Below are 23,196 nucleotides of genomic sequence, written 5' to 3' on the forward strand. Positions count from 1 at the left end.
GAAGCGGGATGACAGCCCAGGCCGCTCGTCCCGTCCTGCACGCCCGCCAGATCCGCCTGCTGATGCTCGGCCTGATGACCGGCATGCTGCTGGCGGCGCTCGACCAGACCATCGTCGGCACCGCGCTGCCCACCATCGTCGGTGAGCTGGGCGGGATCAACCACTACTCGTGGGTGGTCACGGCGTACCTGCTCGCCTCCACGGCCTCGACCCCGCTGTACGGCAAGATGGCCGACCTCTACGGGCGCCGCCCGGTCTTCCTCTTCTCGATCGGCACGTTCCTGCTCGGCTCGTTGCTGGCCGGGCTGTCGCAGAACATGACCCAGCTGATCGTCACCCGGGGCGTGCAGGGCATCGGCGCGGGCGGCCTGCTGACGCTGGCGTTCACCATCATCTCGGACGTGGTGCCACCCCGCGAGCGTGGCCGCTACCAGGGCCTGTTCGGCGCGGTCTTCGGCATCTCCTCGGTCGCCGGCCCGCTGGTCGGCGGCTATTTCGCGGAGACCAACTGGCGGTGGATCTTCTACATCAACGTGCCGCTGGCGATCCTCGCCATCGTGGTCTGCTACCACGTCATGCGGCTGGTGCCGTTCCAGCGCCGGGAGCACACCGTCGACTGGGTCGGCGCCGGGCTGCTGGTGGCCGGGGTGAGCTGCCTGCTGCTCGCGCTGAGCTGGGGCGGCAACGAGTACGCCTGGGGCTCCGGCGTGATCATCGGGCTGTTCGTTGCCGGAGCGGTGCTCGGCGTGCTCTTCGTGCTGCAGGAGGCCCGGGTACGCGAGCCGATCCTGCCGCTGCGGCTGTTCCGCAGCGCCACCTTCGCGCTGGCCAACTCGGCGGGCTTCGTGCTCGGTCTGGTGATGTTCGGGTCGATCATCTTCATCCCGCTCTACCTCCAGATCGTCAAGGGCGCCTCGCCGACCAAGAGCGGTCTGCTGATGCTGCCCATGATGGCCGGCATCATCGTCACCTCGATCATCACCGGGCGGGCCATGAGCCGGATCGGCCGGTACAAGTGGTTCCCGGTGGCCGGCGCTGCCGTGCTGGTCGCCGGCATGCTGCTGTTCCGGCAGCTCCAGGTGGCCACCTCGCTCTGGGTGGCCTTCGGCTTCATGGTGGTGATCGGCGTCGGGCTGGGCCTGTGCATGCAGTCGCTGATCCTGGGCGTGCAGAACGCGGTCGACCCTCGTGACCTGGGCGCCGGCACCTCCTCGGCGACGTTCTTCCGCTCGCTGGGCGGCTCGTTCGGCGTGGCCATCCTCGGCGCGGTGCTGTCGTCCCGGCTCAGCGGCGAGCTGGCCGGCCGGCTGCCGGCGGCGCTCGCCCAGCTCCCGCCGGACCAGCGGGCGGCCGTGGCGGCGAGCGGCGGCGCCAACGTCTCGATCAACGACCCGGCGACCGTCCTGGCGCTGCCCGGGCCGGTGCGGGCCGCCATCCAGGCCTCGTTCGTCGAGTCGCTGCACCTGGTCTTCCTGACCACCGGGCTGATCGCCATCCTGGCCGTGCTGGTCACCCTGCTGATGCCGAACGAGCAGTTGCGCGGCGCCGGCCCGCAGGGCTCGACCGGCGGCGCGGACCCGCTCGGCGGCCCGGCGGCCGCCCCCGGCGGCAAGCCCCTCACCAGGGAGTCGAAGGAGGAGGCCGCCGCCGACATGGAGTCCAAGTCCCAGACGATGCTCTGACCGAACGGGCGGGCGCGGCGGTGGGTCACCCGGCGTCGCGTGGCGGGGCGGTGAGCAGGTCGAGGATGAGCGCCAGCGGCGGCCAGGCCGCCCGGCCGCGGCGGGTCACGGCGTAGGCGCGTAGCAGGGTCTGCGGTCCGGTGAGCGGCAACAGGCGGACGCCGGGCCCGGTGGGCTGGTCGCCGGGGAGCAGGCCGACGCCGAGCCCCGCCACGATGAGGTCCTGGACCAGGTCGAGGCTGTCCGCGCGGTGCACGATCCGGGGCTCGAAGCCCGCCATCGAGGCGATGGTCCGCACCACCACCTCGTCGGCGGTGTTGCGCGAGTTGACGATCCAGTCCGCGTCGCGGAACCGGCCGAACACCGTCGGGGCGTCCGCGTCCGGGAGGGCCACCGCGCCGGCCGGCACCCCGAGGTGCCAGGCGGCCGACCACAGCGGCGTGGCGTCCAGCGCCGGGTCCGGCGCGAGCGGGGCCAGGTTGTAGTCGTAGGTCAGCGCCAGGTCGACGCCGTCGGCGGCGAGCGCCGCGTACGCCTCGGCCGGCTCGTGCTCGTGGATGCGAAGGCGCACCCCGGGGTGGTCCGCCGCGAGCCGGGCGGTGAGCGGCAGCAGCGAGCGCCGGACGGCGGTGGCGAACCCGGCGACGCGTACGGTGCCGGCCGGCTCGGCCCGCGGGTCCAGGTCGAGGCGGGCGGCATCGACCGCGGCGAGGATCGTCACGGCGTGTTCGGCCAGCCGGCGCCCGGCCGGGGTGAGCCGGACGCGGCGGCCGTGCGGCTCGACGAGTTCGGTGCCCACCTCCCGGGCCAGCACGGCGAGCTGCTGCGACACCGTCGAGGTGGTGACGTGCAGCTCGTCGGCGACCTGCCGCATCGAGCCGAGCCGGGCCAGTTCCCGCAGCAGGCGCAGGCGACGCAGGTCCATGCCGACGATTGTTCACGACTGTCGAACGGTCTGTCCAGGAATGGCACGTGGACGTGAGCGGTCCGGACCGGTTCTACTGTCCGCATGAGCACCGTGACCCCGGCCCGCGCCGGCACCGCCATGGCCGTCGCCTCCATGACCTGCGTCCAGCTCGGGTTGGCCGCCTCGGTGGGGCTCTTCGACCGGGTCGGTCCGGAGGGCGCCGCCTGGCTGCGCCTGGCCTGGGCCGGGGTGCTGCTGGCGATCCTGGTGCGGCCCCGCCCGTCGGCCTTCACCCGCTCCGCCCTGTGGGCCTGCGTGGCGCTCGGCGTGGTGACGGCCGGCGTCACCATGCTGTTCATGGCGGCGGTGGCCCGGCTTCCGCTGGGTACGGCCAGCGCGCTGGAGTTCCTCGGGCCGCTGGGCGTGGCCGTGGCGCGTGGTCGGGGCGGCGCCAAGCTCTGGCCGGCGCTCGCGGCGGTCGGGGTGCTGCTGCTCACCGAGCCGTGGCACGGCGGCGCCGATCCGGTCGGGGTGGCGTACGCGCTGGGTGCGGGCGCCTGCTGGGCCGCGTACATCCTGCTCACCCAGCGGGTGGGCGACGAGGTCTCGGGCATCCGCGGCCTGGCGGTCTCCATGCCGGTGGCCGCCGTGGTCGCCACCGTGGTGGTCGGTCCGTCGGTGTTCGGCGACCTGACCTGGCCGGTGCTCCTGGCCGGCCTGGGGCTGGCCGTGCTGCTGCCCGTCGTGCCGTTCGTGCTGGAGTTGCTGGCGCTGCGCCGGCTCACCACGGCCGCGTTCGGCACGCTGATGAGCCTGGAGCCCGCCATCGCCCTGGTGGTCGGCCTGGTCGCGCTGGGTCAGGTGCCGGGCGTCGCCGCGGTGGCCGGCATCGCCTTCGTGGTGGTGGCCGGGATCGGCGCGGAACGGTCCGGCGCCCGGACGGGCGAGGCCGGGGCGGCCCCCGACGAGCGGCCCGTGGCGGCCGGCGCCGTCACTTGAGGATGAGGCGGTTGGTCTGCTCGAAGACGTCCAGATCGGCGAGGGTCTCGATGACGCTGCCGGAGAGCGGGGTGGGCAGCTCCTCCGGGTGGAAGAAGCCCGCGTCGGTCGTCTCGTCGGTCATCCGGGCCAGCTGGCCGTCCCATTCCTCGACGCGGAACGCCGTGGTGAAGACCTGGTAGGTGTGGCCGTACATGTTGGTGTTGGTGAAGTCGGGGCCGGTGTAGAGGGCGAACGCGCAGACCCGCAGCGCACGCAGTCCGGTCTCCTCGCGGACCTCCCGGACGGCGCAGTCGGCGATCGACTCGCCCAGCTCCATGGCGCCGGCCGGCAGCGCCCACTGGCCGTTGTCCGAGCGCTGGATCAGCAGCACCCGGGCGGCGTTGTCCCGCACCACGGCCCGGGCGCCGACGAACATCAGGGTGCGGTCACCGGCCAGGGCCCGGAGCTGCCCGACGTACGAGTCGGCCCACGAGATGCTCACCCGGACAATCTACGCAGCTTCCCCGATCGGCTCGGCCGTTCCGGGGGTTCCGCTCGTGTGACCGGCGACACTACGTTGTTACCCATGCGTAGCACGATGATGGACGCCCCCCTCCAGGTCGCCCGGATCCTCGAACACGGCACCACCGTGCACGGCACGGCCGAGGTCGTCACCTGGACCGGCGCCGAGCCCCGTCGGATGACGTACGCCGAGGTCGGCAGGACGGCCGCCCGGCTGGCCCACGCGCTGCGCGACGAGTGCGGGGTGACCGGCGACGAGCGGGTCGCCACCTTCATGTGGAACAACAACGAGCACCTGGTGGCCTACTTCGCCGTGCCGAGCATGGGCGCGGTGCTGCACACCCTCAACATCCGGCTCTTCCCCGACCAGGTCGCCTACATCGCCAACCACGCCGAGGACCGCGTCGTCCTGGTCGACACCACGCTGATCCCGCTGCTGGCCCGGGTGATCGGCGAGATGACCACGGTGCGGCACGTCGTGGTGGTCGGCGGTGGCGACCCGGCCCCGCTGCTGGCCGCGACCGGCGACCGGATCACCGTGCACCACTGGGACGCCCTGCTGGCCGACCGGCCGGAGTTCTACGACTGGCCCGAGGTGGACGAGCGCGACGCCGCCGCTCTCTGCTACACCTCCGGGACCACCGGCAACCCCAAGGGGGTCGCCTACTCGCACCGCTCGATCTACCTGCACTCGCTCCAGGTCTGCATGCCGGAGGGCTTCGGCCTCGGCCCGAAGGACCGCGAGCTGGCCATCGTCCCGATGTTCCACGCGATGTCCTGGGGCCTGCCCTTCGCGGCGTTCCTCTCCGGCGCGTCGCTGATCATGCCGGACCGGTTCCTCCAGGCCGAGCCGATCGCCGCGATGATCGCCGCCGAGCGTCCCACCCTGGCCGGCGCGGTGCCGACCATCTGGACCGACCTGCTGTCCTACCTGGACAGCCACGAGGTGGACACGTCGTCGCTCCAGGAGGTGATCGTCGGTGGCTCGGCCTGCCCGCCGTCGCTCATGCACGCCTTCCACGACCGGCACGGGATCGAGGTCATCCACGCCTGGGGCATGACCGAGATGTCGCCGCTGGGCTCGGTCTCGCGGCCGCCGGCCGGCGCGACCGGCGAGGACGCGTGGCGCTACCGCTACACCCAGGGCCGGGTGCCGGCCGGGGTGGCCGCGCGGATCGTCGGCCCGCTGGGCGAGCCGCTGCCCGCCGACGGCACGTCCGTGGGCGAGCTGGAGGTCCGTGGGCCGTGGGTGACCGCCCGGTACGTCGGTGACGAGACCCCGGACGAGGAGAAGTTCCGCGACGGCTGGCTGCGGACCGGGGACGTCGGCACGCTCTCGCCGGACGGCTACATCACCCTCACCGACCGCGCCAAGGACGTGATCAAGTCGGGCGGTGAGTGGATCTCCTCGGTCGAGCTGGAGAACGCGCTGATGGCGCACCCGGCCGTGCTGGAGGCGTGCGTGGTGGGCGTGCCGGACGAGCGCTGGGACGAGCGGCCCCTCGCGACCGTGGTGGTCCGGGAGGGCGCCTCGGTCACCGCCGAGGAGCTGCGGGAGTTCCTGGCGACGTCGGTGGCGCGCTGGCAGCTGCCCGAGCGGTGGGCGTTCATCGACGCGGTCCCGAAGACCAGCGTCGGCAAATTCGACAAGAAGGTGGTGCGTTCCCGCTACGCCGAGGGTGGCCTGGACGTGCGGGAACTGACCGCGCCGTAACACTTTCCGGCGTAGCGTCGCCAGCACGGGTAGGACGTGTTCCTCACGAACATTCCTCCCCAGAGGGCGGCCCCGGCGTTCGCACCGCGCCGGGGCCGCCCGTCCAATGCGGGGCGACCCGCAATGTCATTCTCGCGAAACTTGTTCGTCTCTGTCCCGATGATGGCGAAATACGTTTCGCGTTCTCACGTCTCGCTGGTCGTGATGAGCACCTTGCCGACCACCGAGTTCTCCACCGCCTCGTGGGCCGCCCGGGCCGCGTCCAGCGTGTGGTGGTGCAGCGGCAGGCCGGCCTCCTCGCCCACCCGGATCGCGCCCTGCGCCACCGCCGCCGCGATGTCCGTCACGGCCTGCGCCTTGGCCGCCTTCGGCGCCGTGTAGATCAGCACGAACTGCCAGCGCGCGTTCGGCATCATGAGCGCCCGGATCGGCAGGGTCACCTGCTCGCCGCCGTCGTCGGCGTAGACGCAGACCGCACCCCCGGTACGCAGCACCTGCACGTCGGCGGCGGCGTTGCGGGCGGCCGAGACCTCGACGATCGTGTGCACCCCGTCGGGCGCGATCTTGCGGACCTCCTCGACCACGTCCTGCTCGCGGTAGTTGATGACGAAGCTGGCCCCGGCCGCCGCGGCGAGCTGCGCCTTCTCCGGGCTGCTCACCGTGGCGATCACGCACGCGTCGGCCCAGCGGGCCAGCTGGATCGCCGCGTTCCCCACGGCGCCCGCCCCGCCCTGCACCAGTACCACGTGGTCGCTCAGCGCGCCGGCGTGCAGCTTGTCCGGCATGAACTCGCCGGCCGTCAGGCAGCGGTGCGCGGTCATGAACGGGATGCCCAGCGCCGCGCCCAGGTCGAACGAGGCCGACCCGAGGCTCACCGCGTGCCGGACCGGCACCACCGTGTACTCGCTGGCGGTGCCCCAGGGGCGCTGCCAGGCCGCCTCCCAGAGCCACACCCGCTCGCCGATGAGGATCTGGTCGACGCCCTCGCCGACCGCCTCGATCACCCCGGCGCCGTCCTGCCCGGGGATCTGCCAGCCCTGCGGCAGCGGCCAGGCGCGGCGCGCCTTCCAGTCGGTCGGGTTCACCCCGGCCACGGCCATCCGCACCAGCACCTCGCCGGGGCCCGGCTCCGGCACCGGCCGGTCCACCACCTGGAGCACCGAGGGGTCCCCGTTGCTCTCGTACACGATCGCCCTCATCGCCGTCCCTCCGCCGTCCTGCGGCTGCGCTACCCGGACGCCCCGCGATCATTCCGATCCGGCACGCCCCGGAAACCGTACAACCGGGCCGCCGGCGGATAACGCCGTGACGGGCGGGACGCCATGGGTGTGGACGGGCACCGGGGACACCGATGGCGTAACCACTCAGCCGGCCGGAGCCCCGCGCTGCACGTAGTCGATCAGCTCGGGGGAGGGGCCGCCGTACTGCTGGGCGATCTCCGCGCTGTTCTCCGCCTGCATCCCTCGCCGATGGTCTCCAGCGGCAGGCCCAGCTCGCGCAGCGCCACGATCCGGTACAGCCGGCCCACGTCCCGCTCGTCGTAGAGCCGGTGCCCCGACGACGTCCGGGCGGACGGCCGCAGCAGCCCCACGTGGTCCCAGTGGTGCAGGGTCCGGACCGTCAGCCCGGTACGCCGGCGCAGCTCACCGATCCGCCAGGTGGACGCCACGTCCCACTCCCTCTCGCGTCACCGCGCCCTGCGGCGACCTGGGCGACGCTAGGACCTGACGTCGCGTCAGGTGCAAGCCGCGCGTTCCACCACCTCGGGGGTGAGCGCGTCGATCGACGGCAGCAGCACGGCCGCGAGGGCCTCCGCGTCCGGATCGAGGGGGTAGGAGCCGTGCGGCACGGCCACCACCCGGCATCCGGCGGCGGCCGCCGAGCGGACGCCGTTCGAGGAATCCTCCACCGCCACGCACCGGGACGGGTCGACGCCGAGCCGGGCCGCCACCGCCAGCCACACGTCCGGCGCGGGCTTGCCCCGGGTGGTCTCCTCGGTCGACAGGGTCGCGCCGAACGCGTCGGCCAGGCCCGTCGCGTCCAGCGCCGCCGCGATCAGCCGGGTGGGAGAGGAACTGGCCAGCCCGAGCGGCCACCGCGCGGCCGTGTGGCGCACCACCGCGTCGGCGTCGTCGATCAGGGGTACGCGCTGCGCGTACCGCCGGGTCATCTCCGCCACCACCTCGGTGGCGACCTGCTCGGCGGTGCGGTCGACGCCCAGCTCACCGCTGAGGTAGGCGGCCCACTCGCCGGTGCTCATCCCCATGAGCCGGCGCTGGGTGTCCGGCTGCCAGGTGCCACCGTGCTCCGCCACGTACGCCCGCCGGACCTCCTCCCAGACGGGCTCGGAGTCCACGATCACGCCGTCCAGGTCGAAGAGCACCGCGTCCACCACGTACCCATCCTGCCGGACGGCCCGGGGTCAGGTCAGGAACGGCGCCCACTCCCGGACCCGGGTGACCTCCACGCCGGGCGTGGTGAAGTAGGCGTCGGCCGCGAGCAGGCGGTCCAGCTCCGACCGGTCCGGCACGTCGAAGACGAGCACGGCGCCGGAGTCGTCGGCCAGCGGGCCGGCCATCCGGACGACGCCCTTCTCGTGCAGCTCGACGAGGAGCGCGCGGTGGGCGGGGCGGGCGGCGAGCCGCTCCGGCGCCGCGGTGAACGCAAGTTCCACGATCCACATGCCCGGAAGGCTACGCCGCCCGGCACTCAGCGGGCCGGGGCCGCCGCGTCCTTCGCGGACCCGCGCTGGGCCGGCAGGCCGATCGGGGCCTTCGGCGGGATGATCGTGCGGCAGCGGGTGGCGATCGGTTCGAGCAGCTCGCGCAGCCGGGCGCTCCGCTCCGCGCCCAGCGCCCGCCACGGCCCGAGCGCGGCCCGGTCGGTGGCCTCCTCGACGGCCCGGAAGGTCGCGGTGCCGTGCTCGGTCGGCGCCCGGTCGGCGGTCAGCCAGCCCGTCTCGACCAGCCGCTCCTCGGCGGCGGCCCACTCCTCGTCGGTCCAACCCCGGGCCGCCTGGTGGAACTCGCGGGACTGGTCGACCCGGCACCGCCAGGCCACCACGTCCACGGGGGCGAGGCCGGTGGTGACCAGCGCTGCCACGTGTCCGTCGCCCCGGTGCTCGCGCAGCGTGGTGGCGGCCTGCCAGAGCCGGGCCAGCGGGTACTCGCCCCGGGGCAGGGCCGCGTTGACCGACCCGAGCACGCGGCCGGCCGGCTCCACCCGCGCGGCCGCCTCCTCCAGCAGGTCGGCCGCCTCGACCAGGTGCGACTCGGGCAGCTCGTAGGTGAACTCGGCGAGCGCCTGCACGGCGCCGGTGAGCCGGGCGCGCAGCGCCTCCTGCGGGGTGGCCAGCCGCCACACCGAGGGCAGCGCCCGGGCCACCATCGACGGCGCGAAGCTGAAGAACGCGGCCACCACGGTCGGCGCGCCGACCGCCCCCAGCGGGGCGGCCCGGCCGGCGAAGTAGCCCCGCCAGTAGCCGCGCAGCCCGACCGCCTCGTACGCCGAGCGGGCCCGGGGGTGGAAGTAGGTCACCGCGTGGACCGGCTCGAAATGTGTCCACATCAGCCGGGCCAGCCCGGTGTCGTCCAGCGCCGCCACGTGCACCTCCGCGTCGGTGGGCGGGTCGCCGCGGGCGGGTGGACCGCCCGCGGTGACCATGAACCTACTGCCGCAGGGTGACCGGACGGAAGCCTGCTGTGAGCTACTGCGCGGCGAGCACGTCGACGACGAAGCGCAGCGGCCCGGCCGGACGGCCGCCCGACGCGTCGTTGCCGTACGCCAGCTCGGCCGGGATGTCCAGCTGCACCCGGCTGCCGACCGGGACACCCACCAGGCCCTGGTCCCAGCCCGGGATGACCTGCCCGACGCCGATCGGGAAGGTGGCCGGCTGGCCGTTGTTCCAGGAGGCGTCGAACTCCTTGCCGTCCTTGTAGAACACGCCCACGTAGTTCGTGGTGATCTGCTGGCCGGCCTTGACCGCCGCACCCTTGCCCTTGACCAGCGTGGTCACGGTCAGCTTCTTCAGCTCGCCCTTGCCCGCCTCGACGGCCGGCTTGGTCTTCAGCGCCGGGTCGAGGTCGGCGGGGAGCTGCTGCTCCGGGGCGGCGGTGGGCTCGGCCGGGACGGTCGCGCTGGGCGTGGCGGCGGTGCTCGCGGCCTTGTCGTCGTCGCCGTTGTTGAGCCAGACGATGCCGGCGATCAGGGCCGCCACGGCGATCACACCGGCGGCGGCCCCCAACATCGACTGCCGGCGGCGCCTCGCCTCGGCGGCCTTCTTGGCCGCCAGCTGGGCGGCCAGCCGCCGCTCCGCCTTGGTGCCCGGGCTCTGGCCCGCCGACCGGTTCTCCACGCGCTCGCTCACGTCGACTCCCTGCTGGGTGGGGTGGGTGCCCCCGGCGGGCCGCCGCCGAGGCCAGCGCACACGGTACCCGCCCGGACGCCCGCGGTGCTCCTTTGGCCGGGCCGATCCCGACAGGCCGGCCCGGAGGGAACATCGGGTGACGACCCGGTCCCCGGGGGTAGGTTCTCGACCATGGCGATCCTCACCGAAGAAGACCTGGCCCTGCTCGCCGAGCCGCAGCTCGCCCACGTGGCGACGATCGAGTCCGACGGCACTCCGCACGTCACCCCCGTGTGGGTGGACACCGACGGCGAGCACATCGTCTTCAACACGGCCAAGGGCCGGCAGAAGTACCTCAACATCGCCCGCAACCCCGTGGTCGCCGTCTCCGTCGTCGACAAGGCGGACGACTTCCGCACGCTCTGGGTGAAGGGCCGGGCCGAGCTGGTCACCGAGGGGGCGGACGCGCACATCGACCGGATGGCGCAGAAGTATCTCGGGCAGGAGACCTACCCGTTCCGCCGGCCCGGCGAGGAGCGGGTGATCGTCCGCATCACCCCGACGGAGCGCCTCGGCCGAGGCTGACGTGCTGTGCATCCCGCCGGAAACGTCCGGCGGGATGCACACCTCATCGCTGCTTCGTGCAGGTCAGGACCACCAGCTCGTCGAGCGCGACCCGGGCGCCCTTCTTGTGGGACTGCTTGGTCACCGTCCAGTTCGCCGCGAGGATCACGAGGGTGTCGTTCTCGTCCTGGCTGCCGAGCTGGATGTTGGTCAGGCCGAGCCTCTCGAGCTTGTCCTGAGCGACCGCGGCATTCATCCCCACCAGATTCGGCATGACGACGGTGGTCGGCTTCGGTGGGGCCGCCGGAGTGGTCGGGGCGGTGGACACGGTGGGCGCGGCGGTTGTGGGAGCCGCTGCGGTCGTGGGAGGCAGCGACGGGACGACCGGAGCGGCAGCAGCCGTCGGCGCGACCTTCTTGGCCGACGTGGATGCCGGGTCGTCTCCGCCGACCAGCGCAACCACACCGGTGAGGCCGCAGCAGCCGAGGACGACCGCGCCGATCACGATGCCGATGATCGCGCCGGTGCCGAGCTTGCGTCGGGGCGCGGCCGGGGCAGGAAACGGCGGCGAGGGTTGGTGCGCCGGCGGTTGAGGCGGCATCGGCCAGGGCGAGGTGGGGGGTTCGGTTGTCACCGAGCGATCTTTGCCAGCTCAAGCATTCCTGGGAACCTCCGCTCGGCCACTCCCCGTTCAGCGAGTAGCCGAGCTGCAAGATCCAAACGGCTGGCGGAAGGCAGCAGGTCAGGCGGTCTTGCGGGGGGCGGCCTTCTTCTCGGCCGCCTTCTTGGCGGGCGCCTTCTTCGCCGAGGTCTTCTTGGCGGCGGTCTTCTTGGCCGGCTCGGCCTTCTTCTCGGCCGCCTTCTTGGCGGGGGCCTTCTTGGCCGCGGCCTTCTTCTCCGCGGCCTTCTTGGCGGGCGCCTTGGTGGCCTTCGCCGCCTTCTGGGCCGAGCGCGCCGCGGAAATCGGCGTCGGCTCGCCCGCCCCGCCCTCCGGCGCCTCGCCCCGGGCCGCCCGGGCCCGCTCGACCGACGCCTTCAGGGCGGCCATCAGATCCACGGCGGCGGCCGGCGCGGCCTCCTCCTCCTCCGGCTGGACGACCTCGCGGCCCTCGATCTTCGCGTCGATGACCTCCTGCAACGCCGCCCGGTAGTCGTCGGTGAAGGCGTCCGGCTCGAACTCGCCGGCCATCGAGTCGATCAGCGAGCTGGCCATGGCCAGCTCCGGCGGGCGTACCTTGAGGTCCTCGTCGAGGAAGCCGAAGTCCGGCTGGCGGATCTCGTCGGGCCAGAGCATGGTGTTGAGCAGCAGGACGCCCTCGCGGACCCGCAGGGTGGCGAGTTGCTCCCGCTGGCGCAGCGCCACCTTGACGATGGCCACCCGCTCCGAGTCGGACAGGGCGTCGCGCAGCAGCACGTACGGCTTCGTGGCCGAGCCCTCCGGCTCCAGGAAGTACGCCTTGTTGTAGAGGATCGGGTCGACCTGCTCGGCCGGCACGAACTCCAGCACGTCGATCGCGTGCGAGGTGGTCAGCGGCAGCTCGGCGAAATCCTCGTCGGTGAGGATGACCATCTCGCCGCCGCCGATGTCGTAGCCCTTGGCGATGTCGTCGTAGGTCACCTCCTCGCCGCAGACCGAGCAGGTGCGCTTGTAGCGGATGCGGCCGCCGTCCTCGCGGTGCACCTGATGGAAGCGGATGTCCTTCTCCTCGGTCGCCGAGTAGACCTTCACCCCGATCGACACCAGGCCGAACGACACCGCTCCTTTCCAGATCGCCCGCATGACGCGCTCCTCTCCCCGGTTCTGACCAGAATCGCAAATGATCGAACGGGACGCACGCGCTTCCGCGTGCAACTACAGTCAGAAGGTGCCCGGCGCGCCGTTGAAGCCGATGCTCGCGATGACCGGGCAGCTCCCGGCCGGTGACGGCTGGGCGTACGAGTTCAAGTGGGACGGGGTCCGCGCGCTCGCCGACATCAGCCGCGGCCACCAGCACCTGTTCGCCCGCTCGGGTGTCGAGATCACCACCGCGTACCCCGAGCTGATTCCCCTGGCCGAGCAGGTCGACGACGCCCTGCTGGACGGCGAGGTGGTGCTCTTCACCGACGGCCAGCCCTCGTTCACCGCCCTCGCCGAGCGGATGCACGTCCGCAACGCGGTCAAGGCCGCCCGGCTCGCGGCGACCGTCCCCGTCACGTACATGATCTTCGACGTGCTCCGGCTGCGCGGCGTGGACCTGACCGGCCGGCCCTACCGGGAGCGGCGCGCCGCGCTGGAGTCCCTGGGGCTCGGCGCCGCCCGGTGGGCGGTGCCGCCGGTCTTCGCCGACGGTCCGGCCACCTACGCGGCGGCCGGCGAGCACGGCCTGGAGGGGGTGATGGCCAAGCGGGTCGACGCGGTCTACCGGGCCGGGGTGCGCTCGCCGGACTGGGTGAAGGTCAAGCTGGAGGTGACCGGCGACTTCGTGGTCGGCGGCTGGCGGCCCGGCGCGCGGAAGATCGGCGGGCTGCTGGTCGGGGTGCCCGGCCCGGACGGGCGGCTCGTCTACCGGGGTCGCGTGGGCGGCGGGATCGGCGCGGCGCTCGAACGTGAGCTGCTGCGCGAGCTGGAACCGCTGCGCACCGGCGGGTCGCCGTTCGCCGGGGACGTGCCCCGCGAGGATGCCCGCGGCGCGATCTGGGTAAGTCCCCAGGTCGTGGTGGAGGTCAAGTACGGCCAGCGCACGCCGGACGGCCGGTTGCGCTTCCCCCGGATCCTGCGCCTGCGCCCGGACAAGCCTGCCGAGGAGGTCGAGGATGCCAGCTGACCGCTTCAAGGTGGACGTGGAGGGCCGCTCGCTGGAGCTGTCCAACCTGGACAAGGTGCTCTACCCGAAGGCCGGCTTCACCAAGGGCGAGGTGATCGACTACTACACGCGGATCGCCCCGGTGCTGCTGCCGCACCTGCGGGACCGGGCGCTGACCCGGATCCGCTACCCCAACGGCGTCGACGGCGGCTCGTTCTTCGAGAAGAACGCGCCCGCCGCCACCCCCGAATGGGTACGCACCGAGAACCTGCCCGCCCCCGGGTCGAGCAAGGGGCGGGAGACCATCGACTACGTGGTCGCCGACGACCTGCCCACCCTGGTCTGGCTGGCCAACCTCGCCGCGCTGGAGCTGCACACGCCGCAGTGGAAGGTCGGCGAGCACCCGGACATGATGGTGGTCGACCTGGACCCGGGCGCCCCGGCCGCGCTGCGGCAGTGCTGCCAGGTGGCCCTGCTCATGCGGGACCGGCTGGCCGCCGACGGCATCGAGGCGTACCCGAAGACGTCGGGGAAGAAGGGCATGCAGCTCTGCTGCCCGATCGCCGGCACGCAGTCCTCCGACGACGTGTCGGCCTACGCGAAGCGGATCGCGCAGGAGCTGGAGAAGGCGCACGCGAAGCAGATCGTCTCGAAGATGGCGAAGAACCTGCGCCCCGGCAAGGTCTTCATCGACTGGAGCCAGAACAGCGCGGCCAAGACGACGGTGGCGCCGTACTCGCTGCGGGCCCAGGACGTGCCCTCGGCGTCCACCCCGCTGACCTGGGACGAGGTCGAGGCGGGCGCGGCCGGCAAGCGGCCGTCCACTCGCCCCTACACGGCGACCGAGGTGCTGAAGCGGGTGGAGAAGCAGGGCGACCTGCTGGCCCCGCTGCTCGACGGCGGCCCGGAGCTGCCGCTGCGCTGACCCGGCGCCCACCGGAGAAGGGTGGACGCCGGGCCGCGTCAGGGTTCAGCGGCGGCCGAAGACCTGCCGGCTGAAGCCGAGCCGCAGGAACACCGTCTCGCCGGTGGCGTCCTGGACCGCGTCGTTGTCGGTGATCGCGTACACCTGGCCGTCGCCGGCCACGGTCAGGCCCTCCAGCTTCTCCTGGGTCCAGCCGTGCGTGGCGCGCAGCGCCGGCAGCACGTCGACCGCGAGGGTCTTCGGCAGCACGGGGAGCGTGCCGGGCGCGGCGGCCGCGCCGGGCAGCGGCACGGTGTAGACCCGCTTCAGGGCGGCGGCCGGGCCGTTCAGCTTGTCCCGCTCGATCACGGCGAGCCGGTCGCCGACCACGGTGATCTCGGAGAGCCCGATCCAGTCGCCCGCGACGGTGGTGCCGTTCAGCCGGTAGCCGAACCAGCTCCAGGTGCCGGCCGCGACGTCGTACCGGCCGAGCCGGACGGTCCCGGCCGGGTCGGTGGACAGCTCGCGCTGCACAGCCACCCAGACGATCTCCCGGCCGTGCCGGTCGGTGCTGGCCGTGACGCCTTCCAGGCCCTGCTTGCCGAGGCCGGCGGCCACCTCGGCCGGCAGCGGGACGACCTGCCGGGTCACCCCGGCGGCGTCGAGCCGGACCAGCTTGTTCTCCGGTCCCTTAGCGCCCTCGACGGCCAGCCAGAAGCCGCCCTGCGGGCGGGCGAAGATGCCCTCGGCGTCGTAGCCGACCGGCTGGCCGGCGGCGTCCCGCACGGGCAGCGCGGCGGTGACCACGGCCGGCGTGCGCTGCGCGTCGACGGTGAGGATCCGGGTCTGCGCGTACGCGGCGTCGGTGACGCTGTAGAGCTGGTGCGGCTTGCCGGGCACCGCGCTGAGCGCGCCGAGCGCACCCCAGCCGATCGGCGCGCCGCCCGCCCCGGTGGCGGAGACGACGCTCGGGAAGCCGGGTGTGCCCCGGCCCAGCCGGAAGAGGGAGACCGAGGCGCGCACGTTGACCGAGGCGTCGTCCTCCTCGCTGGAGACCGCGAGCAGCCCGCGCGACGGGATGGGCAGCAGCCCCTCCGGCCCGTTGGTGGTGGGCAATACCTGCCGGAACACCGGCCTCGTGGGCTTGCTCAGGTCGTAGACGGCCACGAAGTTGCTGCGCTCCGACCCGACGAAGGCGTAGCGGACACCGTCGTACTCGGCGACGGCCACGCCCTCCGGCTCGGTGCCCTTCTTGCCGGCGCGGTCCTCGTTGTGCAGCCCGTACGTGACGGCCAGCCGCTCGAAGGTGTTGCCGGCGTCCCAGGCGACCGCGCCGGTGCGGCTGTCGAAGATCGTCCAGCCGCGTGTGCCGCCCCGCCAGTCGCCCTCGTTGGCCGTCGCCAGGTGGCGGTCGTCGATCCAGGCCACCGCGTCGGGCTCGCGCGGCACGTCGATGATGCGGCCAGTCAGGTCGATGGTGCCGTCCTTGACGGTGTCGATCCCGCTGACCGTGGCGGTGCCCGCCGAGAAGACCCTGGTGATCCGCCCGGTGGGCAGGTCGATGAGGGCGACGCCGTTGTTCTCCTGGAGGGTCACGGCCAGCTCGTTGCGGCCGTTGATCGAGACGTACTCCGGCTCCGGGTCGGTCGGCGCGGCGAGTCCGGCGCGGACCAGGGCGGGCAGCGCCGTGCCGTCCGGGCCGGTCAGGGGTACGGGCCGCAGCCGCCAGCCGGCCGGGGCGGCGCCGGTCAGGTCGACGATCTGCACGAGGCCGCCGGGAGCCTGGGGCAGGTCGCCCTCCTCGCCGCCGGGCGGGGTGGCCTCCTCGTCGCGCTCGTTCTCGATGGCGATCGCCGCGTAGCGGAGGTCCTTGCTGATGGCGATCGAGTCGGGCTGCCCGCCCAGGTCGAGGCTGCGGACCCGGGTACGGGTCGCCAGCTCGATCACGTCCAGCCGGCCGGACGGCTCGGTGTAGCTGCGGCTGGTGTTGACCACCACCAGCACGTACCGGCCGACCACGGCCACCGAGGTGGGCTCGTCCTCGACGTCGCCGAGCTGGGCGAGGGAGAGGGTGCCGAGGCCGCGAGGCTGGTCGGCCTTCGAGATGTCGAGGAAACCGATCCGGCGCGCCAGCGCGTCGGTGTAGACCAGGGTGCGGCCGTCCGGGCTGACCGCCGAGATCTCCGCGACGGTCGGGGACGCCGGGTCCTCGCCGGCCGGCCGGTTCTGGAAGACCGGGTACGTGGCGACCCGGTCGAACGCGACCGGCCCGCCCGGGTGGTGCCCGCCGGCCGACGCCGGGGTGACGACGGCCAGGCCGGCGACCGCCACACCGGCCGCGATGAGTGCTCTTCTCACTGTCAAGGACTTCCTCCGTAGGTCGTGCCCCGACGGAGGCTGGCACCCGCGGCGGAGCATCAGCTTGCGGGCGCGTGAACACTGGACGAAGGACTCCGCAGCCGCCACCAGGCGCCGCTGACCAGGGCGAGGACGATCACGCTGATCGCCACGTCACCCACGAGGGCCGCCGCCGGCGTCGCCGGGGCATAGGTGGGCACGGCGTACGCGTAGGCGGCCGCGACGAGCAGGCTGGCCGAGCCGGCGGCGAGCACGTGCCGCTGCCCCCAGCCTGGCCGGCGGGACCAGCGCACGAGCAGCACGGCGGCGGCGGCCGCGAGGGCCAGCGCGAGTGCGATCCCGGGCCAGCCCGGCGCGAGCCCGGCCCCGGCGTAGGCGACGGCCACCACGAGCCCGGTCCAGGCAGGACGCGGTGTGGGCCGGGTGGTCGAGCTGATGGACCGCGGGCGGTCTGGCACGGGCTGGTTGGTCGAGCTGACCGGTCGCGCTTGTCGGGGCGGGGTCGGGGTGTCCGGAGTGAGAGGTCGCGGCGCGCTCGGTTCGGTCGGCGTGACGGTGGCGGCGGGACTCGGCCGGTGCGGCGCCGGCCGGGTGGTGTGGTCGACGGGCCGTCGTCTGCGCAGCAGGGCGGTGGCGATCAGCGCCAGTGCGACAACGGTGGCGAACGCCAGCTGGGCCGGTGCGGCCAGGAAGTTCTTGCGGCCGCCGTCGTCGGCGAAAATCAGCAGGCTGCCGGCGAGCCAGAGCAGGGCGACCACGGTCAGCCCCGGCCGTCCGAGCCACGGGCGCAGCCGCCGGTCCGCGCCCAGGAACGACTCGACGAGCGCGATCGGCGCGCAGATGCTCAACGCCACGTGGTTGCCCACGTAGTCGACCGCCTGCCGGGCGCTGAACCCGAGGCCGGGCACCATCGTCTGCTGGGCGACTGCCTGGGTGTCGGCGAACTCGGTGTCGTCGAGGAATCCCGGGTTGAACAGCGACTGGTCGACCAGGCCGGCCTGGATCACGCCGAAGGCGGCGGCGAGCGCCACGATCCCCGGCCAGCCGAGGCCGAGCCGCCGGGCCGTCTCCCGGATCAGCAGGGCGGCGCCCCCGTACATCGGGGCGAGCACGAGCACCACGAACGGCATGCCGGCGAGGGTGAAGCCGCCCCAGGCGCACTCGGCGGCCCAGGGAGCGAGCAGCAGGAGCGCGATGGCGGGCGGAAGGCTGCGGCGCTTGGCTGTCATAGCCGTACCGTGCCCGGCCGGCCCGGACCACCGAAACGGCCATCGGCCGACGGACCCGCGACCAAAGTCGACGGTCGCGGGTCCGGTCGTCGGGTTCAGCGGCGGGCGGCGTCCCAGGCGGCGCTGCTGCGGAAGTACGTGTCGTACAGCTCCTGCACCTCCAGCAGGCTCTCCGGGGGCACCTTGCCGTAGGCGATCCGCTCCAGGTGGCGGAAGTACTCGAACCGTTCGACGCCCGGGGTGATGACGATGAGGATGTCCGCGTTCTCGCCGGGTGCGGCGGCGAACGCGTGCGCCACGCCGGGCGGCACGATCACGAGGTCGCCGCGTCCGGCGGTGACGACCTGCTCGCCGGAGAGCAGTTGCGCGGTGCCGTCGAGCAGGTAGAACAGCTCGGCCGAGTTGCCGTGGTGGTGCGGGCGGGCGCCGTCCGCGCCGTCGGTCAGGGTGACCCGCTGGGTGGAGAGCGCGCCGCCGGTGGCACTGCTGTCGGCGAGCAGCCGGATCGTGGTGGGGGCGCGGCCCACCACCTCGGCGTCGGCGTCGCGCACGATGACGGACCGGTCGAAGTCGGGCGTGATCAGGGACATCGCGCTACTCCTGTCGTGGGGTGCGGGTCAGAGGGCGAACAGCAGGACGGCGTTGAGCAGGACGACCACCGCGGTGGCGAAGTGGACGCCGAAGGCGATGGCCTTCCTGCCGTGGCGCAGCACGATGAGGGTGTCTCCCAGCGGGTTGATCGCGACGATCAGCATGTACCAGGCGACCGCCTCGGCGCTGGTGAAGGCGATCAGCGCGAGGCCGAGCAGGCCGTAGCTGAGGTCGCGCAGGCCCTTGATCGTGAGGTAGGCGGGGTCCTCGTCCGGCTTGACCGGGACGCCGTAGCCGGCGGCCGAGGCCTGCGGCGCGAGGAGGAACCGCGCGCCGATGAAGACGCAGAAGAGGCTGAGGACGACGGCGAGCCCGTAGGCGATGGCGCTGAGCATGTCTGACTCCGATTGCTAGCAGTGCTAGATGCAAGAGCGACGCTAGCAGAGCACCGGCAGATTGGCTAGCGGTGCTAGAGTTCTGGTCATGTCGATTCAGGCGCGGCGGGAGCGGGAGCGGGCGGAGCGGGAGCGGGCGATCATCGCCGCCGCCCGGGAGCTGGCCGAGGCGGAGGGCTGGGACGCGGTCACCACGCGCCGGCTCGCGGCCGAGATCGAGTACAGCCAGCCCGTCCTCTACAGCCACTTCAAGGGCAAGGACGCCATCATGGCGGCCGTCGCCGTGGAAGGCTCCGGCGATCTGGCTGTCGAACTCGCCGCCGCCCGGGCCGCCGCGACCGACCCGCGGCAGGCGGTGGCCGGCATCGCCACGGCGTACGCCGACTTCGCCGAACGCCGGCCCGCGCTCTACGACGCGATCTTCAACCTCCCCGTCGCCCTGTCCTTCGCCAGCCAGGACACGCCGGTCGAGCTGGCCCGGGCCTTCGCCGAGCTGGCCGAGACCCTGCGCCCGTTCGCCGGTGACGACGACCTGGAGACGTTCACCGAGACCTTCTGGAGCGGGCTGCACGGCCTGGTCACGTTGATGCGCAACGGCCGGCTGCGGCGGGAGGAACACGAGCGGCGGCTGGCCATCCTGGTGGACCGGTTCGCCCGGCTAGGGTGAGCTGACCGCCAGGGAGGAGTCACCCGATGGCCGACCACCCACCCGTCGCCGTCGCGACCGACGCGCCGCTGCTCAGCTACCTCGACGGGGCCACCGGCGAGCGCACCGACCTCACCGCGCAGCAGTTGGGCGCGTGGGCGGCCCGCAGCGCCGGGCTGCTCCGGGACGGCTGCGGGCTGCGCCCCGGTGACCGGGTCGCCGTGCTGCTGCCGCCACACTGGCGTACCGCGGCCGTGCTCATCGGGGCCTGGTCGGTCGGGCTCGCGGTCTCGTTCCGGCCCCGGGCCCTGGCCGGGCTGCCGGTCCTCGAACCCGGGGCGGACCTGCCGTACGACGCGGTGTTCGTCACCCCGGAACGCCTCGACGACTGGCTGGAGGACGTGCCCGAGGGGACGCACCGCTACCTCGTCGGCACCGGCCCCGGCCCGCTGTCCTCGGTGCCGCCCGGTTGGTTGGACTGGTCCCCGGAGGTGCTCCGGCACCCCGAGATCGCTCCCGACCTGGGCGCCCTCCGCCCGTCCGATCCGGCCAGCCCGGACGGCACCAGCTACGGGGAGTGGGGCGCGGTGGCCCGGGAGTACGCCAAGCAGCTCGACCTGCACGCCGGCGACCGGCTCCTGGTCGACGCGGCCGAGCACGAGGAACCGCTGAAGTGGCTGCTCGCCCCGCTCGCGGCCGGCGCGTCGGTGGTGCTCTGCGCCAACCTCGACCCGGCCGACCGGGACGCCCGCCTCGCGGGAGAGCGAGTCACTCGGGTGCTGTGACACCCGGTTACGGGTTGCGCGGCACACGGTTTCGGTGGCGTGCAGGTGTGCGCCCGGGTGCTGCTCGGTCGACCCCTGGCCGCCATCTGGGCCGCTGCCTGGGCAGCGGGGCCGGCCGATCCTAGCCATCCCCGGGTCGCGACGAACGCCTTCGCCGGGAACGCCGCCGGTGGCCGTCGCCCGGCTCTAGCGTGCAGACGTCGGTGGGGCGAGCACGAGGAGCGGCCGGATGAACACCAGCGGATGGTCATCGTCGTTCACGGACCTGCGGCAGGTCGACGCCGGTGTGCTCAACGTCGGATACGTCGACGCCGGACCCCCGGAGGGGCCGGTCGTGCTCCTGCTGCACGGGTGGCCGTACGACATCCACAGCTTCGCCGAGGTCGTACCCCGATTGACGGACGCCGGCCACCGGGTGCTCGTGCCGCACCTGCGGGGGTACGGCACGACACGGTTCCTCTCCGCCGACACCCTGAGGAACGGTCAGCCGGCGGCCCTGGCCCTCGACACCGTGGCATTCATGGACGCCCTCGGGGTGCAGAAGGCGACCCTCGCCGGGTTCGACTGGGGCGCCCGGACGGCCGACATCATCGCGGCGCTGTGGCCGGAGCGCTGCCAGGGCCTCGTCTCGGTGAGCGGCTACCTGATCGCCGGCCAGGAATCGGGGCGCAAGCCGCTGCCGCCGCCGGCCGAACTCGCCTGGTGGTACCAGTTCTACTTCGCCACCGACCGCGGCCGGGACGGGTACGAGAAGAACCTGGACGCCTTCGCCAAGCTGATCTGGCGGACGGCGTCCCCCAAGTGGGCCTTCGACGACGAGACGTTCGCCCGGAGCGCGGCCTCGCTGCACAACCCCGACCACGTCGACGTCGTGATCCACAACTACCGCTGGCGCCTCGGCCTCGCCGCCGGAGAGCCGCAGTACGACGAGGTGGAGGAGAAACTGTCGGCGAACCCGAGCATCGGGGTGCCCACCATCACCCTCGAAGGCGACGCGAACGGCGCACCGCACCTCGACCCTTCCGTGTATGCCGGGCGCTTCTCCGGCCGGTACGAACACCGGACCGTTAGTGGCGGCGTCGGACACAACCTGCCGCAGGAGGCGCCGCAGGCGTTCGCCGACGCGGTGTCGCAGGTCGCAACCTGACCCTGGCCCGGTCAACGCTGGCTGGACCGGTCGACGCCCTTGTGCACCCGGACCAGGCGGTCGACCGGGCCACTCCGGTCCTCTGAGGCGTCCGTCACGGATCACGGGCATCCACAGTGCCCGCGGGCTGTGCAAGGCTGGCGATCATGACGAACGCGCTCGTACTCGCCGGTGGCGGCGTGGCTGGGATTGCCTGGGAGCTGGGCGTCCTGCGCGGCCTCGCCGACGCCGACCCCACCCTCGCCGACCGGATCCTCGCCGCCGACCTGGTCGTGGGGACCTCCGCCGGCTCCGCCGTCGGCGCGCAGATCACCAGCGGCGTCCCGCTCGACGACCTGTACGCGGCCCAGCTGCGCCCGGAGACCGCCGAGATCGAGGTCGACGTCGACACGGAGAAGCTCTTCGCCGACTACGCCGCCGTGCTGACCGGCGTGTCCGGGCCGCAGGAGGCCCGCCGCCGGTTCGGTGGGATCGCGCTCGCCGCGCGGACCGTCGACCCGGCTCTGCGGCTCGCTGCGATCGACGCCCGGCTCCCCGTGAAGCAGTGGCCCGACCGGCGCCTGCTGCTGCCCGCGGTCGACGCCGAGACCGGCGACGAGGCGATCTTCACCCGCGAGTCCGGCGTGACCCTGCTGGATGCCGTCGCCGCGAGCTGCGCGGTGCCCGGCATCTGGCCGCCGGTCGCGATCGGCGACCGCTGCTACGTCGACGGCGGAGTGCGCTCCATGACCAACGCCGACCTGGCCGCCGGTGCCGACCGCGTGCTGATCATCCAGCCGACCCTCGCCGACACGCCGCAGCCGTGGGGCGACCTGGACGCCGAGATCGCCGCGCTCGCCCCGGCCACCGTCCACGTGATCAGCGCCGACCAGGCGTCCGTAGACGCGTTCGGTACCAACGCGCTGTCACCCGCGACCCGCGCAGCGTCCGCCCGCGCCGGGCGGGCCGTCGGCGCGGCACACGCCGCCGCGGTGGCGGCCGTCTGGAACTGACGGCCCCCACGCCCCCGGAGGCGGGCACGAGGCTTTCGCCGACGCCCTGTTGAGGGTCGCGACCTGACCCTCGCCTCCGGTCAGCTTTGGCTGGCCCGATCGACGCCCTTGTGCACCCGGACCGTGCGGTCGACCAGCTCCCGCAGGGCGCTCTCGTCCACGTCATCCAGTCGCTTCAGATAGAGGCAGCCCTTACGGGTCTTGTGCGGGCCGAGCCGGGCGAGCACCGACGGGTAACGCTCCTCGTATCCGCCCACCAGGTAGACGACGAGCTGCTGCTTGCGCGGCGAGAAGCCGACCAGCGGCCAGTCGCCCGTGCGCCCGCCCGCGTAGGTGTAGCGGTAGGTGCCGAAGCCCACGATGCTCGGACCCCACATGACCGGGGGCTCGCCGGTGACCTCGCGCAGCAGTGCGCAGAGGCGCTCGGCGTCGGCCCGGCGGCGGTCGTCGGGCACGGCCGCCAGGAAGTCGTCGACGCTGGCGTCGGTCGGCACGGTCACCGGCTGCTTCGAGGTCGCCATGTGCAGATACTCCCAGGCGGGTACGACACCGGCCCGAATCTGGTTGACACCCGCCGGGGATGCGGTGCCTACTGCCTGCCGGGCCACACGTGATTGCTGGCCGGTCGGTGGGCCATTGACGACGGGGGTA

At 73.2% G+C, this 23,196-nt stretch carries 25 protein-coding genes; 10 read left to right on the plus strand and 15 right to left on the minus strand.

Annotation, left to right across the window (positions count from 1 at the left end; all coding sequences use genetic code 11):
- Positions 1-8: 8 nt before the first annotated feature.
- Entirely contained in the window at positions 9-1,682 is a 1,674-nt protein-coding gene (locus ABZ452_RS08315; protein ID WP_357940281.1) for an MDR family MFS transporter, read from the plus strand.
- 25 nt (positions 1,683-1,707) lie between these two features.
- Here the strand turns inward: ABZ452_RS08315 and ABZ452_RS08320 are convergent, their stop codons facing one another.
- Entirely contained in the window at positions 1,708-2,607 is a 900-nt protein-coding gene (locus ABZ452_RS08320; RefSeq protein WP_357940283.1) for a LysR family transcriptional regulator, read from the minus strand.
- Positions 2,608-2,691: 84 nt separating this feature from the next.
- Here ABZ452_RS08320 and ABZ452_RS08325 point away from each other — a divergent pair, with 84 nt between their 5' ends.
- Complete coding sequence (locus ABZ452_RS08325; RefSeq protein WP_357940285.1) at positions 2,692-3,588, plus strand: EamA family transporter; 897 nt, start codon at positions 2,692-2,694, stop codon at positions 3,586-3,588.
- Here ABZ452_RS08325 and ABZ452_RS08330 read toward each other — a convergent pair.
- Positions 3,581-4,072, minus strand: a complete 492-nt coding sequence (locus ABZ452_RS08330) for an NUDIX domain-containing protein (RefSeq protein ID WP_357940287.1) — start codon at positions 4,070-4,072, stop codon at positions 3,581-3,583. The two genes, ABZ452_RS08325 and ABZ452_RS08330, sit on opposite strands and share 8 nt — an antisense overlap.
- A 99-nt stretch (positions 4,073-4,171) precedes the next feature.
- Between ABZ452_RS08330 and ABZ452_RS08335 the strand changes: the two genes are divergently transcribed.
- Positions 4,172-5,806 carry a fatty acid--CoA ligase gene (locus ABZ452_RS08335; protein WP_357941043.1) on the plus strand — a complete coding sequence of 545 codons (1,635 nt, stop codon included), beginning with the start codon at positions 4,172-4,174 and terminating at the stop codon, positions 5,804-5,806.
- Between the two features lie 185 nt (positions 5,807-5,991).
- On the opposite strand, the gene ABZ452_RS08340 is transcribed toward ABZ452_RS08335, so the two are convergent.
- The 6 genes from ABZ452_RS08340 to ABZ452_RS08365 form a co-directional block, all read right to left on the minus strand.
- On the minus strand, positions 5,992-7,005 hold the full coding sequence (locus ABZ452_RS08340; protein ID WP_357940289.1) for an NADPH:quinone reductase: 1,014 nt from the start codon (positions 7,003-7,005) through the stop codon (positions 5,992-5,994).
- A 200-nt stretch (positions 7,006-7,205) separates the two neighbouring features.
- A complete protein-coding gene (locus tag ABZ452_RS08345) occupies positions 7,206-7,475 on the minus strand; it encodes a MerR family transcriptional regulator (RefSeq protein WP_357940291.1) in 270 nt (89 codons plus the stop codon).
- Positions 7,476-7,541: 66 nt separating this feature from the next.
- Positions 7,542-8,201, minus strand: coding sequence for an HAD family phosphatase (locus ABZ452_RS08350; protein WP_357940293.1), 660 nt, complete (start codon positions 8,199-8,201; stop codon positions 7,542-7,544).
- A gap of 27 nt (positions 8,202-8,228) precedes the next feature.
- Complete coding sequence (locus tag ABZ452_RS08355) at positions 8,229-8,489, minus strand: YciI family protein (protein WP_357940295.1); 261 nt, start codon at positions 8,487-8,489, stop codon at positions 8,229-8,231.
- A gap of 26 nt (positions 8,490-8,515) precedes the next feature.
- Positions 8,516-9,373, minus strand: coding sequence for a hypothetical protein (locus ABZ452_RS08360; protein ID WP_357941045.1), 858 nt, complete (start codon positions 9,371-9,373; stop codon positions 8,516-8,518).
- Positions 9,374-9,512: 139 nt separating this feature from the next.
- On the minus strand, positions 9,513-10,172 hold the full coding sequence (locus ABZ452_RS08365) for an FKBP-type peptidyl-prolyl cis-trans isomerase (protein WP_357940297.1): 660 nt from the start codon (positions 10,170-10,172) through the stop codon (positions 9,513-9,515).
- Positions 10,173-10,343: 171 nt separating this feature from the next.
- On the opposite strand from ABZ452_RS08365, the gene ABZ452_RS08370 reads away from it, so the two are divergent.
- On the plus strand, positions 10,344-10,736 hold the full coding sequence (locus tag ABZ452_RS08370; RefSeq protein WP_357940299.1) for a PPOX class F420-dependent oxidoreductase: 393 nt from the start codon (positions 10,344-10,346) through the stop codon (positions 10,734-10,736).
- Between the two features lie 43 nt (positions 10,737-10,779).
- Here ABZ452_RS08370 and ABZ452_RS08375 read toward each other — a convergent pair whose 3' ends face one another.
- Entirely contained in the window at positions 10,780-11,220 is a 441-nt protein-coding gene (locus ABZ452_RS08375; protein WP_357940302.1) for a PASTA domain-containing protein, read from the minus strand.
- A 237-nt stretch (positions 11,221-11,457) separates the two neighbouring features.
- Positions 11,458-12,495 (minus strand): Ku protein, encoded by a 1,038-nt coding sequence (locus ABZ452_RS08380; RefSeq protein WP_357940304.1) that lies wholly within the window; start codon positions 12,493-12,495, stop codon positions 11,458-11,460.
- Between the two features lie 85 nt (positions 12,496-12,580).
- On the opposite strand from ABZ452_RS08380, the gene ligD (ABZ452_RS08385) reads away from it, so the two are divergent.
- On the plus strand, positions 12,581-13,519 hold the full coding sequence (gene ligD, locus ABZ452_RS08385; protein WP_357940306.1) for a non-homologous end-joining DNA ligase: 939 nt from the start codon (positions 12,581-12,583) through the stop codon (positions 13,517-13,519).
- Entirely contained in the window at positions 13,509-14,423 is a 915-nt protein-coding gene (ligD, locus tag ABZ452_RS08390) for a non-homologous end-joining DNA ligase (RefSeq protein ID WP_357940308.1), read from the plus strand. Before ligD (ABZ452_RS08385) ends, ligD (ABZ452_RS08390) begins: the two co-directional genes overlap by 11 nt.
- A 45-nt stretch (positions 14,424-14,468) precedes the next feature.
- On the opposite strand, the gene ABZ452_RS08395 is transcribed toward ligD (ABZ452_RS08390), so the two are convergent.
- From ABZ452_RS08395 to ABZ452_RS08410, 4 genes are all read right to left on the minus strand, one after another.
- Positions 14,469-16,760, minus strand: coding sequence for an esterase-like activity of phytase family protein (locus ABZ452_RS08395; protein ID WP_357940310.1), 2,292 nt, complete (start codon positions 16,758-16,760; stop codon positions 14,469-14,471).
- Positions 16,761-16,819: 59 nt separating this feature from the next.
- The gene (locus ABZ452_RS08400; RefSeq protein WP_357940312.1) at positions 16,820-17,989 is read right to left on the minus strand and encodes a hypothetical protein; all 1,170 of its coding nucleotides are present in this window, start codon (positions 17,987-17,989) and stop codon (positions 16,820-16,822) included.
- Positions 17,990-18,084: 95 nt separating this feature from the next.
- Entirely contained in the window at positions 18,085-18,579 is a 495-nt protein-coding gene (locus ABZ452_RS08405; protein WP_357940314.1) for a cupin domain-containing protein, read from the minus strand.
- A gap of 27 nt (positions 18,580-18,606) precedes the next feature.
- A complete protein-coding gene (locus ABZ452_RS08410; RefSeq protein ID WP_357940316.1) occupies positions 18,607-18,975 on the minus strand; it encodes a DUF4267 domain-containing protein in 369 nt (122 codons plus the stop codon).
- Between the two features lie 88 nt (positions 18,976-19,063).
- Here ABZ452_RS08410 and ABZ452_RS08415 point away from each other — a divergent pair, with 88 nt between their 5' ends.
- The 4 genes from ABZ452_RS08415 to ABZ452_RS08430 all read left to right on the plus strand — a co-directional run bounded on the left by ABZ452_RS08415 (position 19,064) and on the right by ABZ452_RS08430 (position 22,545).
- Complete coding sequence (locus ABZ452_RS08415; RefSeq protein WP_357940318.1) at positions 19,064-19,642, plus strand: TetR/AcrR family transcriptional regulator; 579 nt, start codon at positions 19,064-19,066, stop codon at positions 19,640-19,642.
- 26 nt (positions 19,643-19,668) lie between these two features.
- Positions 19,669-20,406: a TIGR03089 family protein gene (locus ABZ452_RS08420; RefSeq protein ID WP_357940320.1), complete on the plus strand. Its 738-nt coding sequence runs from the start codon at positions 19,669-19,671 to the stop codon at positions 20,404-20,406.
- A gap of 229 nt (positions 20,407-20,635) precedes the next feature.
- Positions 20,636-21,553, plus strand: coding sequence for an alpha/beta hydrolase (locus ABZ452_RS08425; protein WP_357940322.1), 918 nt, complete (start codon positions 20,636-20,638; stop codon positions 21,551-21,553).
- Positions 21,554-21,699: 146 nt separating this feature from the next.
- On the plus strand, positions 21,700-22,545 hold the full coding sequence (locus tag ABZ452_RS08430; protein ID WP_357940324.1) for a patatin-like phospholipase family protein: 846 nt from the start codon (positions 21,700-21,702) through the stop codon (positions 22,543-22,545).
- A gap of 80 nt (positions 22,546-22,625) precedes the next feature.
- Here the strand turns inward: ABZ452_RS08430 and ABZ452_RS08435 are convergent, their stop codons facing one another.
- On the minus strand, positions 22,626-23,066 hold the full coding sequence (locus ABZ452_RS08435; RefSeq protein WP_357940326.1) for a DUF1801 domain-containing protein: 441 nt from the start codon (positions 23,064-23,066) through the stop codon (positions 22,626-22,628).
- Between the last annotated feature and the right edge of the window lie 130 nt (positions 23,067-23,196).

This window comes from Micromonospora sp. NPDC005707, from assembly GCF_040631005.1.
Classification (GTDB): domain Bacteria; phylum Actinomycetota; class Actinomycetes; order Mycobacteriales; family Micromonosporaceae; genus Micromonospora.

Excerpts from the sequence above, each read along its gene's own strand:
- ABZ452_RS08425 (WP_357940322.1), top strand. The coding sequence starts at position 20,636 with ATGAACACCAGCGGATGGTCATCGTCGTTCACGGACCTGCGGCAGGTC.
- ABZ452_RS08355 (WP_357940295.1), bottom strand. The coding sequence starts at position 8,489 with ATGTGGATCGTGGAACTTGCGTTCACCGCGGCGCCGGAGCGGCTCGCC.
- ABZ452_RS08380 (WP_357940304.1), bottom strand. The coding sequence starts at position 12,495 with ATGCGGGCGATCTGGAAAGGAGCGGTGTCGTTCGGCCTGGTGTCGATC.
- ABZ452_RS08400 (WP_357940312.1), bottom strand. The coding sequence starts at position 17,989 with ATGACAGCCAAGCGCCGCAGCCTTCCGCCCGCCATCGCGCTCCTGCTG.
- ABZ452_RS08320 (WP_357940283.1), bottom strand. The coding sequence starts at position 2,607 with ATGGACCTGCGTCGCCTGCGCCTGCTGCGGGAACTGGCCCGGCTCGGC.
- ABZ452_RS08360 (WP_357941045.1), bottom strand. The coding sequence starts at position 9,373 with ATGTGGACACATTTCGAGCCGGTCCACGCGGTGACCTACTTCCACCCC.
- ABZ452_RS08335 (WP_357941043.1), top strand. The coding sequence starts at position 4,172 with ATGGACGCCCCCCTCCAGGTCGCCCGGATCCTCGAACACGGCACCACC.
- ABZ452_RS08405 (WP_357940314.1), bottom strand. The coding sequence starts at position 18,579 with ATGTCCCTGATCACGCCCGACTTCGACCGGTCCGTCATCGTGCGCGAC.
- ABZ452_RS08415 (WP_357940318.1), top strand. The coding sequence starts at position 19,064 with ATGTCGATTCAGGCGCGGCGGGAGCGGGAGCGGGCGGAGCGGGAGCGG.
- ligD (WP_357940308.1), top strand. The coding sequence starts at position 13,509 with ATGCCAGCTGACCGCTTCAAGGTGGACGTGGAGGGCCGCTCGCTGGAG.
- ABZ452_RS08430 (WP_357940324.1), top strand. The coding sequence starts at position 21,700 with ATGACGAACGCGCTCGTACTCGCCGGTGGCGGCGTGGCTGGGATTGCC.
- ABZ452_RS08420 (WP_357940320.1), top strand. The coding sequence starts at position 19,669 with ATGGCCGACCACCCACCCGTCGCCGTCGCGACCGACGCGCCGCTGCTC.
- ABZ452_RS08410 (WP_357940316.1), bottom strand. The coding sequence starts at position 18,975 with ATGCTCAGCGCCATCGCCTACGGGCTCGCCGTCGTCCTCAGCCTCTTC.
- ABZ452_RS08325 (WP_357940285.1), top strand. The coding sequence starts at position 2,692 with ATGAGCACCGTGACCCCGGCCCGCGCCGGCACCGCCATGGCCGTCGCC.
- ABZ452_RS08435 (WP_357940326.1), bottom strand. The coding sequence starts at position 23,066 with ATGGCGACCTCGAAGCAGCCGGTGACCGTGCCGACCGACGCCAGCGTC.
- ABZ452_RS08340 (WP_357940289.1), bottom strand. The coding sequence starts at position 7,005 with ATGAGGGCGATCGTGTACGAGAGCAACGGGGACCCCTCGGTGCTCCAG.
- ABZ452_RS08370 (WP_357940299.1), top strand. The coding sequence starts at position 10,344 with ATGGCGATCCTCACCGAAGAAGACCTGGCCCTGCTCGCCGAGCCGCAG.
- ABZ452_RS08315 (WP_357940281.1), top strand. The coding sequence starts at position 9 with ATGACAGCCCAGGCCGCTCGTCCCGTCCTGCACGCCCGCCAGATCCGC.